Origin of the sequence: Devosia limi DSM 17137 (genome assembly GCF_900128975.1) — a bacterium.
In the GTDB taxonomy this organism is placed as follows: Bacteria; Pseudomonadota; Alphaproteobacteria; order Rhizobiales; family Devosiaceae; genus Devosia; species Devosia limi.
Genome location: NZ_FQVC01000005.1, coordinates 224,782 through 239,597 on the forward strand (window position 1 = coordinate 224,782; position 14,816 = coordinate 239,597).

General features: G+C 63.3%; 15 protein-coding genes. 12 read left to right on the forward strand and 3 right to left on the reverse strand.

What is annotated here, in order from left to right; translation table 11 throughout:
- Positions 1-144 precede the first annotated feature (144 nt).
- The 12 genes from aroA to BUA69_RS10320 all read left to right on the forward strand — a co-directional run bounded on the left by aroA (position 145) and on the right by BUA69_RS10320 (position 11,807).
- Positions 145-1,494 (forward strand): 3-phosphoshikimate 1-carboxyvinyltransferase, encoded by a 1,350-nt coding sequence (gene aroA / locus BUA69_RS10265; RefSeq protein ID WP_046137153.1) that lies wholly within the window; start codon positions 145-147, stop codon positions 1,492-1,494.
- A complete protein-coding gene (locus BUA69_RS10270; RefSeq protein ID WP_046137152.1) occupies positions 1,494-2,141 on the forward strand; it encodes a (d)CMP kinase in 648 nt (215 codons plus the stop codon). The genes aroA and BUA69_RS10270 overlap by 1 nt, the downstream gene beginning before the upstream one ends.
- 223 nt (positions 2,142-2,364) lie before the next feature.
- Entirely contained in the window at positions 2,365-4,032 is a 1,668-nt protein-coding gene (rpsA, locus tag BUA69_RS10275; protein ID WP_425283973.1) for a 30S ribosomal protein S1, read from the forward strand.
- 88 nt (positions 4,033-4,120) lie between these two features.
- Entirely contained in the window at positions 4,121-4,639 is a 519-nt protein-coding gene (locus tag BUA69_RS10280; protein WP_046137150.1) for a GNAT family N-acetyltransferase, read from the forward strand.
- Positions 4,640-4,709: 70 nt separating this feature from the next.
- Entirely contained in the window at positions 4,710-5,660 is a 951-nt protein-coding gene (gene sppA, locus BUA69_RS10285; RefSeq protein ID WP_052950792.1) for a signal peptide peptidase SppA, read from the forward strand.
- A 38-nt stretch (positions 5,661-5,698) separates the two neighbouring features.
- The gene (locus BUA69_RS10290) at positions 5,699-5,980 is read left to right on the forward strand and encodes an integration host factor subunit beta (protein ID WP_035099264.1); all 282 of its coding nucleotides are present in this window, start codon (positions 5,699-5,701) and stop codon (positions 5,978-5,980) included.
- Between the two features lie 32 nt (positions 5,981-6,012).
- Entirely contained in the window at positions 6,013-6,378 is a 366-nt protein-coding gene (locus BUA69_RS10295) for a lipopolysaccharide assembly protein LapA domain-containing protein (RefSeq protein WP_046137149.1), read from the forward strand.
- 54 nt (positions 6,379-6,432) lie between these two features.
- Complete coding sequence (locus BUA69_RS10300; protein WP_046137148.1) at positions 6,433-7,080, forward strand: phosphoribosylanthranilate isomerase; 648 nt, start codon at positions 6,433-6,435, stop codon at positions 7,078-7,080.
- A 138-nt stretch (positions 7,081-7,218) separates the two neighbouring features.
- A complete protein-coding gene (gene trpB, locus BUA69_RS10305) occupies positions 7,219-8,439 on the forward strand; it encodes a tryptophan synthase subunit beta (RefSeq protein WP_046137147.1) in 1,221 nt (406 codons plus the stop codon).
- Positions 8,439-9,263: a tryptophan synthase subunit alpha gene (trpA, locus tag BUA69_RS10310; protein ID WP_046137146.1), complete on the forward strand. Its 825-nt coding sequence runs from the start codon at positions 8,439-8,441 to the stop codon at positions 9,261-9,263. The genes trpB and trpA overlap by 1 nt, the downstream gene beginning before the upstream one ends.
- A gap of 165 nt (positions 9,264-9,428) precedes the next feature.
- Positions 9,429-10,409, forward strand: coding sequence for an acetyl-CoA carboxylase, carboxyltransferase subunit beta (gene accD, locus BUA69_RS10315; protein ID WP_046137145.1), 981 nt, complete (start codon positions 9,429-9,431; stop codon positions 10,407-10,409).
- 105 nt (positions 10,410-10,514) lie between these two features.
- Complete coding sequence (locus BUA69_RS10320) at positions 10,515-11,807, forward strand: bifunctional folylpolyglutamate synthase/dihydrofolate synthase (protein WP_046137144.1); 1,293 nt, start codon at positions 10,515-10,517, stop codon at positions 11,805-11,807.
- Between the two features lie 143 nt (positions 11,808-11,950).
- Here BUA69_RS10320 and BUA69_RS10325 read toward each other — a convergent pair whose 3' ends face one another.
- The 3 genes from BUA69_RS10325 to trxA (BUA69_RS10335) all read right to left on the reverse strand — a co-directional run bounded on the left by BUA69_RS10325 (position 11,951) and on the right by trxA (BUA69_RS10335) (position 14,745).
- Positions 11,951-13,621, reverse strand: coding sequence for a glycoside hydrolase family 3 protein (locus tag BUA69_RS10325; RefSeq protein WP_046137143.1), 1,671 nt, complete (start codon positions 13,619-13,621; stop codon positions 11,951-11,953).
- Positions 13,622-13,729: 108 nt separating this feature from the next.
- Complete coding sequence (trxA, locus tag BUA69_RS10330) at positions 13,730-14,053, reverse strand: thioredoxin (RefSeq protein WP_046137142.1); 324 nt, start codon at positions 14,051-14,053, stop codon at positions 13,730-13,732.
- A 365-nt stretch (positions 14,054-14,418) separates the two neighbouring features.
- The gene (gene trxA, locus BUA69_RS10335) at positions 14,419-14,745 is read right to left on the reverse strand and encodes a thioredoxin (protein WP_425283972.1); all 327 of its coding nucleotides are present in this window, start codon (positions 14,743-14,745) and stop codon (positions 14,419-14,421) included.
- Positions 14,746-14,816: the final 71 nt, after the last annotated feature.

A 14,816-nucleotide genomic window follows, 5' to 3' on the forward strand; every position in this document is an offset into this window, starting at 1 on the left:
AAAATGCGCGGCAGCGTGGCGCCCTCGCGGCGGGCGAGGGCGAAGTGAGGCGCTGCGCCCCGGTGCCGAGTGTGGCCTAACCCCGCTTTGGCATGATAAGCCCGGCCCGCCACTCTCCCACCTACCGGGGTTCCAACCGTCACGATGCCGCATGCCGTTCCAGCCGCAAGCCCCCTGTCCGCGCGCCGCGCCAACCCGCTGAGCGGTCGTTTTCGCGTCCCCGGCGACAGGTCGATCTCCCATCGCGCCCTGATGTTTGGCGCCATGGCGAGCGGTCGCACCAGCATTGAAGGCCTGCTCGAAGGCGACGGTATCCTGGCTACTGGCAACGCCATGCAGGCGCTGGGCGCCCGCGTCGAGCGGCGCGGCGACAGCTGGCTGGTCGATGGCCTGGGTGTCGGCGGTTTTCTGGAGCCGGCCGCGCCGCTCGATTTCGGCAATGCCGGCACCGGCGTCCGTCTCGCCATGGGTCTGGTCGGCATCTATCCCTTCGCCACCCGCTTTGTCGGCAGTGCCGCGCTTTCGGCCCGGCCGATGAACCTCGTGCTCGATTCGCTGCGCAGCATTGGCGTCGCGGTGCTTGAGGAAGATGACGGCAGGCTGCCGATCACCCTGCGCGGCCCGCGCACACCACTCCCCATTCATCATCGCCTGCCCACGGCCTCGGCCCAGGTCAAGTCGGCCATGTTGCTGGCTGGCCTGCTCATTCCGGGCACGACCACCATTATCGAGCCGGTGCTGACCCGCGATCACACCGAAAAAATGCTTGCAAGCTTTGGCGCTGAAATCGAGATCACCACCGCTGCCGATGGCGTCAGCACCATTGCGGTGCAGGGCCTGCCCAACCTCAAGGCCCAGCACGTCATCGTCCCCGGGGATCCCTCCTCGGCCGCCTTCCCCCTGGTGGCGGCGCTGATCGTGCCGGGTTCGGATGTGATCATCGAGAACGTGTTGATGAATCCTACCCGCACCGGCCTCATCGATACGCTGCTGGAAATGGGCGGCGATATTCAGTTCCTCAATCAGCGCCATTCCGGCGGCGAGGATATTGCCGATCTGCGTGTGCGCTCGTCGCGCCTCAAGGGCGTGCGTGTCGCCGCCGATCATGCGCCCTCGATGATCGACGACTATCCGGCCCTCGCCATTGCCGCCGCCTTTGCCGAAGGCGAGACGGTGATGGAAGGCCTCGGCGAATTGCGGGTCAGGGAAAGCGACCTGCTGGCGGCCGTTGCCAAGGGGCTGGCGTTGAATGGCGTCGATTGCAGCGAGGGCCCCGATAGCCTCACCGTGCGCGGCACTGGCAAGGTTGCCGGCGGTGGCATGGTCCAAACCCGGCTTGATCATCGTGTCGCCATGAGCTTTCTGGTCATGGGCATGGCCAGCCAATTGCCGGTCAGTGTGGATGATCACACCATGATCGAGCCCAGCTTCCCCAATTTTGTTACCGGCATGAGCAGTGTCGGGGCACAGTTTGACACTCCGGAGAGCCGTTAATGATGATCGCCGTTGATGGTCCCGCCGCCTCGGGCAAGGGCACGCTGGCTGCCGGGCTTGCCGGCCATTACGGCCTGCCCTGCCTTGATACCGGCCTGCTCTATCGCGCTGTCGGCCGCGCCGTCGATGCGCTGGAGGATCAGCCCGGCTTTGAGGCTGCGGCGATCGCTGCGGCCCGGGCGCTCGACGCCAGCCATCTGGCCGATGTCGCCGAACTGGGTTCGGCTCGCTCCGGCGTCCTCGCCTCCAAGGTCGCGGTCATTGCCGAAGTGCGCCAGGCGCTGTTTGATTATCAGCGCCAGTTTGCCACCCAGCCCGGCGGCGCCGTGCTCGATGGCCGCGATATCGGCACCCGCATCTGCCCGGATGCCGATGTGAAGCTGTTCATCCAGGCCGACAGCAAGGCGCGCATGGAGCGTCGGGCCCGCCAGCTGGAATCGCGCGGGCTGGTGGTTGACCGCTACGCTCTCTATCACCAGATAGAAGAGCGGGACGCCCGTGACATGGCCAATCCCAATGGCGGTTTCTATAAAGCTGACGACGCGCACTTGCTCGATACGACGCTTCTCGGTATAGAGGCCGCACTTCGCGCTGCCATCGCGATTGTCGATGAGGTCATGGCGCGCAAGGAAGGGTCAAAACCCTAATTCAATCCTTGCGCCTCCCGGTCCCCGCCAATCATCCAAACGCTGGCCCGCGAATTCTACCAAATTCCATTGCTGTTTCAGCGGACGCTCGTGCGCCGGCTTCTGGCATTTGCCAGACAGCGGGCTTCGCTCATGGCAATGGCTCAACCCCCAACCACCGGCGCATCTGGAGAGAAATTTGGCACAGCAAACTGTGAGCAAAGAAGATTTTGAATCGCTGTTGATGGATTCGTTCATCGACAATGAGCCTTTGGAAGGTGCCGTGGTCAAGGGGACCGTGGTTGCCATCGAAAAGGATCTGGCGATCATCGACGTCGGTCTGAAGACCGAAGGGCGCATCGCGCTCAAGGAATTCGGCCAGGCCGGCCGTGACGGCACCATCAAGGTTGGCTCGATCGTCGAGGTCTATGTTGACCGCGTCGAGAACGCCGCCGGTGAAGCCGTTCTGTCGCGCGAGAAGGCTCGCCGCGAAGAGAGCTGGGTCAAGCTCGAAGAGCTCTACAACAAGAACGAGCGCGTCGAAGGCGTCATCTTCAACCAGGTCAAGGGTGGTTTCACCGTCGATCTCGAAGGCGCCATCGCTTTCCTGCCGCGTTCGCAGGTGGACATCCGTCCGATCCGCGATATCGCGCCGCTGATGAACGTGCCGCAGCCTTTCCAGATCCTCAAGATGGACAAGCGTCGCGGCAATATCGTCGTTTCGCGTCGTGCCATCCTGGAAGAGTCGCGCGCCGAACAGCGTTCCGAGATCGTCCAGCAGCTCGAAGAGGGCCAGGTTGTCGACGGCGTGGTCAAGAACATCACCGATTACGGTGCGTTCGTTGATCTCGGCGGCATTGATGGCCTGCTGCACGTCACCGATATCGCCTGGCGCCGGGTCAACCACCCGACCGAAGTGCTCACCATCGGCGAGACCATCAAGGTCCAGATCGTGCGTATCAACCACGAGAGCCACCGTATCTCGCTCGGCATGAAGCAGCTTCAGGCCGATCCGTGGGATGGCATCGAGGCCAAGTACCCGATCAATGCCAAGTTCACCGGCCGCGTCACCAACATCACCGACTACGGTGCTTTTGTTGAACTCGAGCCCGGCATTGAAGGCCTGATCCACGTCTCCGAAATGAGCTGGACCAAGAAGAACGTCCACCCCGGCAAGATCGTCTCGACCTCCCAGGAAGTCGAAGTCGTCGTGCTCGAGGTCGATCCCGACAAGCGCCGTATCTCGCTCGGTCTCAAGCAGACCCTGGCAAATCCATGGGAAAGCTTCGCCGAGAAGTTCCCGGTTGGTGCTGTCATCGAAGGCGAAGTCAAGAACAAGACCGAATTCGGCCTGTTCATTGGCCTCGACGGCGATGTCGACGGCATGGTGCACCTGTCGGATCTCGATTGGCAGAAGTCGGGCGAAATCGCGCTCGAGGACTACAATCGCGGTGACATCGTGCAGGCCAAGGTTCTCGACGTTGACGTCGAAAAGGAACGCATCTCGCTGGGTATCAAGCAGCTGTCGACCGGCGAAACCACGTCGGACGCACCCGCTGGTGCCGATCAGGGTGGCATCCGCAAGGGCGCTGTCGTCACCGGCACCGTGACCGAAGTCAACGATGGCGGCATCGAAGTGCGCATCGCCGACTCGGACATGACTGCCTTCATCCGTCGGGCCGACCTGTCGCGCGATCGCAATGATCAGCGTCCGGAACGCTTCTCCAAGGGTGAAAAGGTCGACGCCCGCGTCGTCCAGTATGATCGCAAGACCCAGCGCATCTCCCTTTCCATCAAGGCGCTCGAAATCGCCGAGGAAAAGGAAGCAGTGGCAAACTACGGTTCGTCCGATTCGGGCGCATCGCTGGGCGACATCCTGGGCGCTGCGCTCAAGGATCGCGAAAAGAACTAAGCCTGCTTCGGCAGTCGGTTCCGCAATCATGGGCCCGCGCTTCACAGCGCGGGCCTTTCTGTTCCATAAACGGCGCATGGAATTGGCAATGAATCAGCGCAGTCTCAGACATGGTGTGCATTGGCGCCCCCTCACGGCGCTTGATCTTCCTTCGGTGGAAGCCATCGCCGCTGCGGTGCATCCTGATTTTCCCGAGGATGTGGCGGTGTTTGCCGAGCGGCAGCGCCTCTATCCCGATGGCACGCGCCTGCTCGAACTGGCCGGCACTCCTTCCGGCTACGTCCTGAGCCATCCCTGGCATTTCCAGGCGCTCCCGGCGCTCAATTCCCTGCTTGGCGCCATCCCGGCCGATGCCTCGACCTATTATTTGCATGATCTGGCGCTGCTGCCCGCCGCCCGTGGCACTGGCGCCGCCGGCATCATCGTCGAGGAGATGATCGCCCATGCCCGCGCCAGCGGCTTTGCCAGCATGAGTCTGGTTGCCGTCAACGCCTCGCAAGGCTTCTGGCAAAAGCACGGCTTTGCCGTCCATGACGCCCCTGAACTGGCCGAAAAACTCGCCAGCTACGAGGATGCCGCCCGCTTCATGGTCAAGACCCTGACCTAGCCCCGCCTTGCATTCGCCCAGCCCTGCCGCTACTCCAGCAGCTGAGCTTGTCCCGCCGGATCGCCCCGCCATGATTGACGACAATCGTCCAGCTGACGCCCATGCAGTGATCGCCGCCGATACCTATCGCCGCTCCCGCGGCCTCTGGCGTGTTCTGGCCTTCATCGCACTGGCACTGGCTATCCTGGCGCTGGCCGGGCGTTTCGCGTGGCCAGAAACCAAGGGCGGCGCGCACATAGCCCGCCTCGTCGTTGATGGCACCATCGCCACCGATCCGGCTCGCCTTGAGGCCATCAATGCGCTGGCCGGGGATGACAGCGTCAAGGCGGTCATTGTGTCCATCAATTCCCCGGGTGGCACCACGGCGGGTGGCGAGGAGCTTTATGAAGCCCTGTCGCAACTGCGTTCCGAAAAGCCCGTCGTTTCGGTCATCCACGAATTGGGCGCCTCAGCCGCCTATATGACCGCCATCGGCACCGATCACATTTTTGCGCGGCGCCTGTCGATCGTCGGCTCCATTGGCGTGCTCTATCAGCACGTCAATGCCGGCAAGCTGCTCGATACCATCGGGGTGGACTTCGACAAGGTTGCCTCGGGTCCGCTCAAGGCCGAGCCCGATTTCAACGAGCCGATGCTCGGCGCGGTTCGCGCCTCGATCGCCGCCCTGGTCGATGATAGTTTCCAGTGGTTTGTCGATATCGTTGCCGAACGCCGCGCCTTGCCGCGCCCGCAAGCCCTGGAGCTGGCCGATGGCCGGATCGTGACCGGGCGCATCGGCGTCGAAACCGGGCTGATCGATGCCATTGGCGGGGAATACGAAGCCCAGCAATGGCTGGAAGCCGAGCGCGATGTGCCGGCCGATCTTGATATTGTCACGGTCTATCCCCAGCCCCAGCAGGGACTGGGCTGGATCGCCGATTATATGAGCGGACAGGCCCGTGCCGTGCTTGGCCTGCCCGCTGCCGGCCCCATCACGCTTGACGGGCTGGTTTCGCTTTGGCAGGTTGGCACCGCCTCGTAGATCCTGAGGCGGTATGCGGCGGCACAGCGGAGCGAACGATGATCAAATCTGAACTCGTCGAGAAACTTGCGGCCGAAAATCCGCATCTGTTCCAGCGCGATATCGAAAATATCGTCAACGCCATCCTCGACGAGATCGGCGATGCGATGGCGCGGGGCGATCGGGTCGAGCTGCGCGGTTTTGGCGCTTTCTCGGTCAAGAACCGTCCAGCCCGCGTCGGCCGCAATCCGCGGACGGGCGAGCAGGTCGATGTGGGCGAGAAATACGTTCCCCAGTTCAAGGCCGGCAAGGAAATCCGCGAGCGCCTCAATCGTTCGTAACGGAGCTTTGCGCTCCATAAGGCACTGAATACATGGTTAAGCGCATCGTTGGCTGGTTGGTCCTGGTACCGCTCTGTGCGGTATTGATCGCCTTCGCGCTCGCCAATCTCCACTTGGTGGTGGTCAATTTCAATCCGTTCACGCCGGTCGAGACCTTGGCTGCGCCTGGCTATGGCGTGCCGCTGTTCGTCGTTCTCTATGTGGTGCTGCTGATCGGGGTGTTGATGGGCGGCGTCGCCACCTGGTTTGCCCAGGGCCCGCAGCGGCAGCGCGCCCGCCATTGGCGCCGCGAAGCCCATGCCCTCAACAGCGAGCTGGAAGCCATGCGCAAGGCCCAGGGCCTGCCCGCCGGCGGCAAGCCGCTGTCAGAGGTCGATGACCTGCTGGAGCTGCGTTGATGGCACCAGCCGTCCCCCAATCCCACACACCAACCGATTGAGTCTGACGCCACTATGGCTGACCCCCTGATCGTCAAAATCTGCGGCATCAAGACGCCGGACATCCTTGAAGCTGCTATCGCGGCAGGCGCCGATATGGTCGGCTTCGTCCATTTCGTCCGTTCACCGCGCCACGCCTCGATCGAAGACATTGCCACGCTGATCTCATTGGCCCGGGGCCGGGTCGAGACCTGCGTGCTGCTGGTCAATCCGGACAATAGCTGCGTTGCCGAAGTCGCGGCCCTGGGGCCCGACTGGATCCAGCTGCATGGCCCCGAAACCCCCCATCGCGTCGAGGCTATCCGCGCCGAGGCGGGCGTCGAGATCATCAAGGCGCTGCCCATCGGCTCGGCCGAGGATGTCGCCCACATCGCCGATTTCGTCGATATCGCCGATCGCATTCTGGTCGATGCCAAACCGCCCAAGGGGGCCGACCGGCCTGGCGGGTTGGGTGAGACCTTCGACTGGGCGCTGCTCAAGGCGCTTGACCCTGCGCTCCAGTTCATGCTTTCCGGTGGCCTGACGCCCGAAACCGTGGCTGACGCCGTCCGCACCGTGCGCCCCTTCGGGGTGGATGTGTCCTCCGGGGTCGAAAGCGCGCCGGGCGTCAAGGACAAGCGGCTGATCGAGGCATTCATCCGGAACGCCCGCGCCGCCAGCTGATCTATCGTCCCTCCCTCTCCCGGGGAGGGTGACCCCCTCTGCGCTATTCCAGCGGGGGTCCGTTTCATTGTTGGCGCTGCGCGCCGTCCCGCCCCACAAAGGGGGGAGGCGCAGGCGCCAAAGCATTTGCGAGGCATCGTGACGAGCACCGGCATCAATTCCCTGCGCAACGGCCCCGACGATCACGGGCGCTTCGGCCCCTATGGCGGGCGTTTCGTTGCCGAAACCCTCATGCCGTTGATCCTCGATCTGGAAGCTGCCTATCGCGCCGCCAAACTCGATCCAGCCTATCAGGCCGAACTGAGCGATCTCGCTGTCCACTATACCGGCCGGCCCAGCCCGCTGTATTTCGCCCAGCGCACAACCGAGCATCTCGGCGGCGCCAAGGTCTATTTCAAGCGCGAAGAGCTCAACCATACCGGCTCCCACAAGATCAACAATTGCCTGGGCCAGATTCTCCTGGCCAAGCGCATGGGCAAGACCCGCGTCATTGCCGAGACCGGCGCCGGTCAGCATGGCGTGGCAACCGCCACCGTCTGCGCCAAGTTCAATCTGCCCTGCACCATCTTCATGGGCGCCACCGACGTCGAACGGCAGATGCCCAACGTGCTGCGCATGAAGATGCTCGGCGCCGAAGTGCGTCCGGTAACAGCCGGAGCCGGCACGCTGAAGGACGCGATGAACGAGGCGCTGCGCGACTGGGTCACCAATGTCGACACCACTTATTACCTGATCGGCACCGCCGCGGGTCCGCACCCCTATCCGGAAATGGTCCGCGACTTTCAGTCGGTCATCGGCACCGAAATCAAGGCGCAGTTCCAGGCAGCCGAAGGCAAGCTGCCCGACGCAGTCGTGGCCTGCGTTGGCGGTGGCTCCAATGCCATCGGCACCTTCCACGCCTTCCTCGATGATCCTTCGGTGGCCATTTATGGCGCCGAAGCGGGCGGGCACGGCCTTGATGTCGAAAACGGCCACGCCGCGTCAATGGCCGGCGGTCGCCCCGGCGTGCTGCATGGCAACCGCACCTATCTGCTGCAGGACCGGGACGGGCAGATTCTGGAAGGCCATTCCATTTCGGCCGGCCTCGACTATCCCGGCGTCGGTCCCGAGCATTCCTATTTGCACGACACCAAGCGCGTCACCTATGTGCCGATCACCGATGACGAGGCACTGGAGGCGTTCCAGCTCTGCACGCGGCTGGAAGGCATTATCCCGGCGCTGGAATCGGCCCATGGCCTGGCGCAGGTGTTCAAGCTGGCGCCCACCATGGGCAAGGATCAATCCATTGTGCTGTGCCTGTCCGGGCGCGGTGACAAGGACGTCGAATCGGTCGGCAAATATCTGGGGCTGTTGAAGTAATGACCACGCGTATCGATACCCGCTTCGCCGCCCTCAAGGCCGAGGGTCGTCCGGCTCTGGTGACCTTTGTCATGGCTGGCGACCCCGATCTGGCAACCGGCCAGGCGATCTTTGAGGCCTTGCCGCAGGCCGGCGCCGACATCATTGAACTGGGCATGCCTTTTTCCGATCCGATGGCAGATGGCATCGCCATTCAATTGGCCGGGCAGCGCGCATTGGCGAATGGCCACACGCTTCGGGCCACCCTCGGCATGGTCGAGGATTTCCGCCGCAAGGACGAAACCACTCCGGTGGTGCTGATGGGCTACTACAACCCCATCTTCATCTTCGGCGTCGAAGAATTCCTGGCTGCGGCAAAGGCGGCCGGGGTCGATGGCCTGATCGTTGTCGATCTGCCACCCGAAGAGGACGAGGAACTCTGCCTGCCCGCGCTCCGCGCCGGCATCAATTTCATCCGTCTGACCACCCCCACCACCGACGACAAGCGCCTGCCGACGGTGCTCGCCAATACGTCGGGCTTTGTCTATTACGTCTCGATGACCGGCATTACCGGCGCCGCCATCAAGTCGCGCGCTGCTGTCGGTGATGCCGTGCGCCGCATCAAGAGCCATACCGATCTGCCCGTTGCCGTCGGTTTCGGGATCAAGAACGCCGAAGACGCCGAAGCGATTGGCCGCGATGCCGATGGCGTGGTGGTCGGCTCGGTCCTCATTGAGGCCATTGCCCGCACACTGGTCGATGGCAAGCCCACCGACAAGACCGTGGCTGCAGTGCGCGAACTGGTCGCCTCGCTGGCCGGCGGGGTCAAGGGCTCGCGCAGCTGAACGCAAAGGGCACTGACAATGGGGGATAGCGGGCAAAGCGCCGCCCCCAACTTTGCCATTCCTGCCGCCACCTGATAACATTTGCCACAATCCAAGATTAGGTCCTGACGAAACGCTGGCTCGCTCCAGCCGTGAACAGGTCCAACATAGACAGGGCACGCGCACATGAACTGGATCGACAACTTCGTCCGCCCGAAAATCCGCTCGTTCCTCGGCAACAAGCGCGACACGCCGGAAAACCTGTGGGTCAAGGACCCGGAATCCGGCGAGATGGTGTTTTACCGCGATCTCGAAGCCAATCAGTGGGTCGTGCCCAATTCGGGCTACCACATGAAGATCAAGCCATCCGATCGGCTGGCCAATTTCTTCGACGAGGGCAAGTATGACCTGGTGCCGGTTCCCGCCGTGCCGGTCGATCCGCTGAAATTCCGCGACCAGAAGCGCTATACCGACCGCCTCAAGGAAAACCGCGCCAAGACCGGCAATGATGACTCCGTCATCGTCGCCACCGGCAAGCTGTATAATCGCGACACCACCGTCGCGGTGCAGGACTTCGATTTCATCGGCGGCTCGCTCGGCATGGCCGCCGGGCAGGGCATCATCACCGGGCTGGAAACCGCAGCCAATCGCAAGACCCCCTTCGTGCTGTTCGTCGCTTCCGGCGGCGCCCGCATGCAGGAAGGCATCTTCTCACTGATGCAGATGCCGCGCACCACCGTTGCCGTGCTGCGCCTGCGTGAAGCCGGCCTGCCGTTCTTCGTGGTGTTCACCGATCCGACCACCGGCGGCGTTACCGCCTCCTACGCCATGCTGGGTGATATCCATATTGCCGAGCCCGGCGCGCGTATCGGCTTTGCCGGCGCCCGCATCATCGAGCAGACCATCCGCGAAAAGCTCCCCAAGGGCTTCCAGCGCTCGGAATATCTCTATGAGCACGGCATGATCGACATGGTCGTGCACCGCCACAACCTGCGCGCCACCATCGGCTCGCTCGCCGGCATCCTGACCCGCTCGGAAGCCGTGGACGAACTGGCCCGCAGCGCCGCCGCCACCACCGGCGTCAGCATGCGCGACGTGGCCGTTGCCGCCGAAGGCGATGATGACGATATCGCTGGCAAGCCGCCCGAAGCCGTGCACGCTGAATAACCACAAGGGCTTCGGCGCAAGCCATGTGACGGCGCTTGACCCATCCGGGTTGAGCGCCGTTCGTTTTGGCGCTACCCCAGTGTCTTCCTTCCTCCGGATCGTCCCATGTCCCGCACCGACGCCATCCTCAAGCGCCTTTCGGGGCTGCATCCCAAGCTGATCGATCTGAGCCTGGAGCGCATCTCGCGCCTGCTTGAAGAGCTCGGCCGCCCGCAGGATCGGCTTCCCCCGGTGATCCATGTCGCCGGCACCAATGGCAAGGGCTCGACGATCGCCTATCTGCGCGCCATGCTCGAAGCTTCAGGCAAGAGCGTGCACGTCTATACTTCTCCCCATCTGGTGCATTTCAACGAGCGCATCCGGCTCGGCGGTACCCTTGTCGGCACCCGTCAGCTCAATGCCGCGCTCGAACGCGTCGAAGCCGTCAATGCCGGCCAGTCGATCACCTTTTTCGAGGTCACCACCGCCACGGCCATGCTGCTGTTTGCCGAAAACCCCGCCGATTACCTGCTGCTCGAAGTCGGCATGGGCGGCAGCTACGACACCACCAATGTGGTCGATCATCCCCTCGGCACCATCATCACCCCGGTCGATCTCGACCATCAGCAGTTCCTCGGCAATACCATCGGCAAGATCGCCGTGGAAAAGGCCGGCATCCTCAAGAGCGGCGCCCCCGCCGTGATCGCCCGCCAGGCCGATGATGGCCGCGACACCATCGAGCGCGCCGCCCACCGCCTCGGCGTCACCCCGTTCTGGGCCGGTCAGGACTTCGATACCTATGCCCAGGATGGCCGGCTGGTCTATCAGGACGAAACCGGCCTGCTCGATTTGCCGCTGCCCCGGCTGATCGGCGCCCACCAGATCGGCAATGCCGGCGTCGCCATTGCCGCAATCCGCCATTTCGGCCTGCCGGTCGATACAGCAGCGATAGAGCGGGGCCTGCAGACCGTGGTCTGGCCCGCCCGCCTGTCGCCGCTCAAGGGCAAGCTGTCCGATATGCTGTCGCCCGGCAGCGAACTCTGGCTCGATGGCGGCCACAATGCCCATGGCGCCGCCGCCCTGTCGCGGGCGCTGGTCGCCATGAACCAGACCCGTCCGGCGCCGCTGGTGCTGATCGTCGGCATGATGAACACCCGCGCGCCCGCCGATTTCTTCATGCCCTTCGCGGGGCAGGTGGCGGAGGTCTTCACCCTGACCATTCCCGGCGAGCCCAACGCCCATAAGGCCGCCGATATTGCCGCCGAGGCCAAAAAAGCCGGCTTCACCGCCAGTCCCAAGCGCTCCGTCCTCTCTGCCCTCGCTGCCGCCGCCGAAATTCCCGCTGCGCGTGTCGTCATCTGCGGTTCGCTCTACCTGGCTGGCGACGTTCTGCACAAAAACGGCACCCCGCCGGTTTAGGCGCGCCAGACCCTTCCCACCCACAACGTCACCCCGGCGAAAGCCGGGGTCCAGTTTTGGAATGTGCAAAGAAACTGGATCCCGGCTTTCGCCGGGATGACGGCCAGTGCTGCTTCAACCAGCGCCGCGCGTGGTCCCGCCTCTCAATACTTCGCCTGCTCGCTGCCGCAAAATGCGTCGACCGGGCTGACGCCCACAAACGGCGTCCTGCCCATCAACGCGTCGACCACTGCCGCCTGAACCGGTTCGCTGGTGCCATAGGCGTTGATATAGGTGGGTACGCGCGGCGCATCGTAGAGATAATAGGGATAGCCAAACGAGATCATCAGCGTCGGGATATCGTGCCAATAACGCGCCATCGCGTCGAACAGCCCGCCGGTCAGTTTCATCCAGTCGATGAAAATCCGGCTGCGCGTCAGCAGCGTTTCCTCGCCGAACAGATACAGCACCAGGTCAAAATCCTTGGGGCTGACGCTCATGCCAGGGGTGAACTGCGTCACCACAAAGCCCTCTTCCTCCAACCGCAACGGCACGCTGAAGGGCAGCGGCTCCGGGCTGAACGGCAGGACTATGCCGCCCGAAAACACCAGCACCCGCTTGTGGCGCCCCGGCTGTAGCGGCAGCAACCCCGGCAGGTCCTTGACCAGTGTCGGCACCCGCGCCGTCACTTCGGTGGCAATCCGCCTGCTCTCCTCGGTCCCCACCAGCACCCGCGCCGCCTCCGGCGTTGGTGCCGCGTGGCTTCTATGCAGCCCCAGGGCGGCCTTCAGCGCCAGTACGCGGGTCACTGCCTCGTCCACCCGCTCCTGGCTCAGGCGGCCATCGGCAACGGCTTTGACCAGCCGCATCAGGTCGGCATTGGGATCGTCCGAGAACAGGATCACGTCACAACCCGAAATGATCACTTCCGGCAATGTCTCGTCGCGCGGCCCGAAATCGCCGAGCCCCGCCATCGGCGTCGCGTCGGAAACAATGAGCCCGTTAAAGCCGAACTTTTCGCGCAACAGGTCGATATTGAGCAGCTTGCTCAGCGAGGCCGGCCGATAGGCTTCGGCGCCGGCATCGGGGTTTTGGGACAGGATATAGGCCGGGAAGGCGATATGGGCGGACATCACGCTCATCACCCCCGCATTGATGGCCGCGCGATAGAGCCGGCCAAAGCCGCTCTCCCACTCGTCCAGGCTCAGCGGATTGATCGTGGTCACCAGATGCTGGTCGCGGTCGTCATAACCCTCGCCCGGCCAGTGCTTGACCGTGGCGGCGACGCCATTGGCCTGGAAGGCGGCAATCTGGGCGAGCGCCTGCCGCTCGATCCGGTCGACATCGCTGCCATAGGAACGGGTGCCGACAATGGCGCTCTTGAACGCAGCATTGATGTCGATTACCGGGGTAAAGCTCCAGTTCAGCCCTACGGCGCGGGCCTCGCGGGCCATGATCGTGGAAATCGCAGTGGTGGCTTCAACGTCATCGACTGCCGCCAGCCCCAGCGGGTTCGGCACCGTCGTGCCAAAGGGCAGGCTCATGCGACTGCCTTCGAGATCGGCGCTGACCAGCATCGGCACCGGTCCGACATCGTCATAGCCTTGGGCCAGCGTGATCTCGGCGCCGAGGTCGGGCGTGAAAATGCGGGTAATGCCGCCCGGCTTGAAGCTGCGCAGCTGGTCCAGAACGTCTTCGGGCGGACCGCGCATCAGCAGCACGAACAGCTGCGCCAGCTTGTCGCGCGGGCTCAGATTGTCCCGGGTCGCATGGACCCAGGCCATCGCTTCGTCATCCAGGTTGAACGGTGCTGCCGAAAGATCGATCTGCGCCATGCTGGCCTCCGCCGTCTTGTTTTCTAAAGACTTACCAGAGGTCCAGGCCCGGCGTTAGCCCGATCTGCAGGGCGAAATCGCAGCAATGCAATCGATTGTAGCCAAGGCCTAGGCCGCGTGGCTCTCCAGCCATTTCACCAGCTGCGCCCGCGACTGTCCGGCGCCCACCTTGAGATCAACAGGCTGGCCATCCTTGAAGATGATCAGCGTCGGCATGGCCCGCACATTGTATTGCACGGTGATGCCCGGATTGCTGTCGACGTCCAGCTTGACGATCTTGACCTTGCCGGCCAGCTCCACCGAAAGCGCATCCAATATCGGCGACATCGCCTTGCAAGGCGGGCACCACTCCGCCCAGAAGTCCACCAGTACCGGCACGTTGGCCTGCAACACTTCAGGGGTAAAATCGGCATCAGTCACATGCTTGGCCATGCTCGTCTCCATCGGTAAGCAACGATGAAGACTAGACAGAGTCGGTGCGCCTGGAAAGGCATACCAGATGTAGTGGCTGCGCCGGGATTGGAATGTTCTTCCAGTCTGCCGACTGGCCCCCCGTCCCCCCTCACCGGGTCATTCCCGCGCAGGCGGGAATCCATTCTTCTCTCACCTCCCACAACAAGAGTGGATTCCCGCCTACGCGGGAATGACTCCGTGTTGGGGGCAGGGCGTGAGTGCGGGCGATAAAGCATCGTCTCCTCCCTCCAAGGGCCCGCCCCACAAACAAAAACACCGCCGGATTGCCCGGCGGTGTCAAAATTCAGTGCTGGGGCTGCGACCAGCCGGGACTGGCGCTGCAATCAGGCAGCGTGGCTCTCGAGCCACTTGCTGAGGCCGGCCTTGGGGGTCCCGGCGCCGATCTTCATGTCGGCAGCTTCGCCGCCCTTGAACAGGATCATGGTCGGGATCGAGCGGACGCCGTACTTGACGGTGGTCGAGGGATTCTCGTCGATGTTGAGCTTGACGATCTTGACCTTGCCGGCCAGTTCAGTCGACAGCTCGTCGAGCACCGGAGCGATCGCGCGGCAGGGCCCGCACCACTCGGCCCAAAAATCCACAAGAACGGGCTCTTTGGAGTTGAGGACTTCCTCGCCGAAAGTGGCGTCGGAAACATGTGTGGTCATCAGAATTGCCTTTTGGGTTGAAAGCGGTGGTCTGTTTGCTCTGAAAGCTGGTGTGAGTCCATAGCCAGTACAAG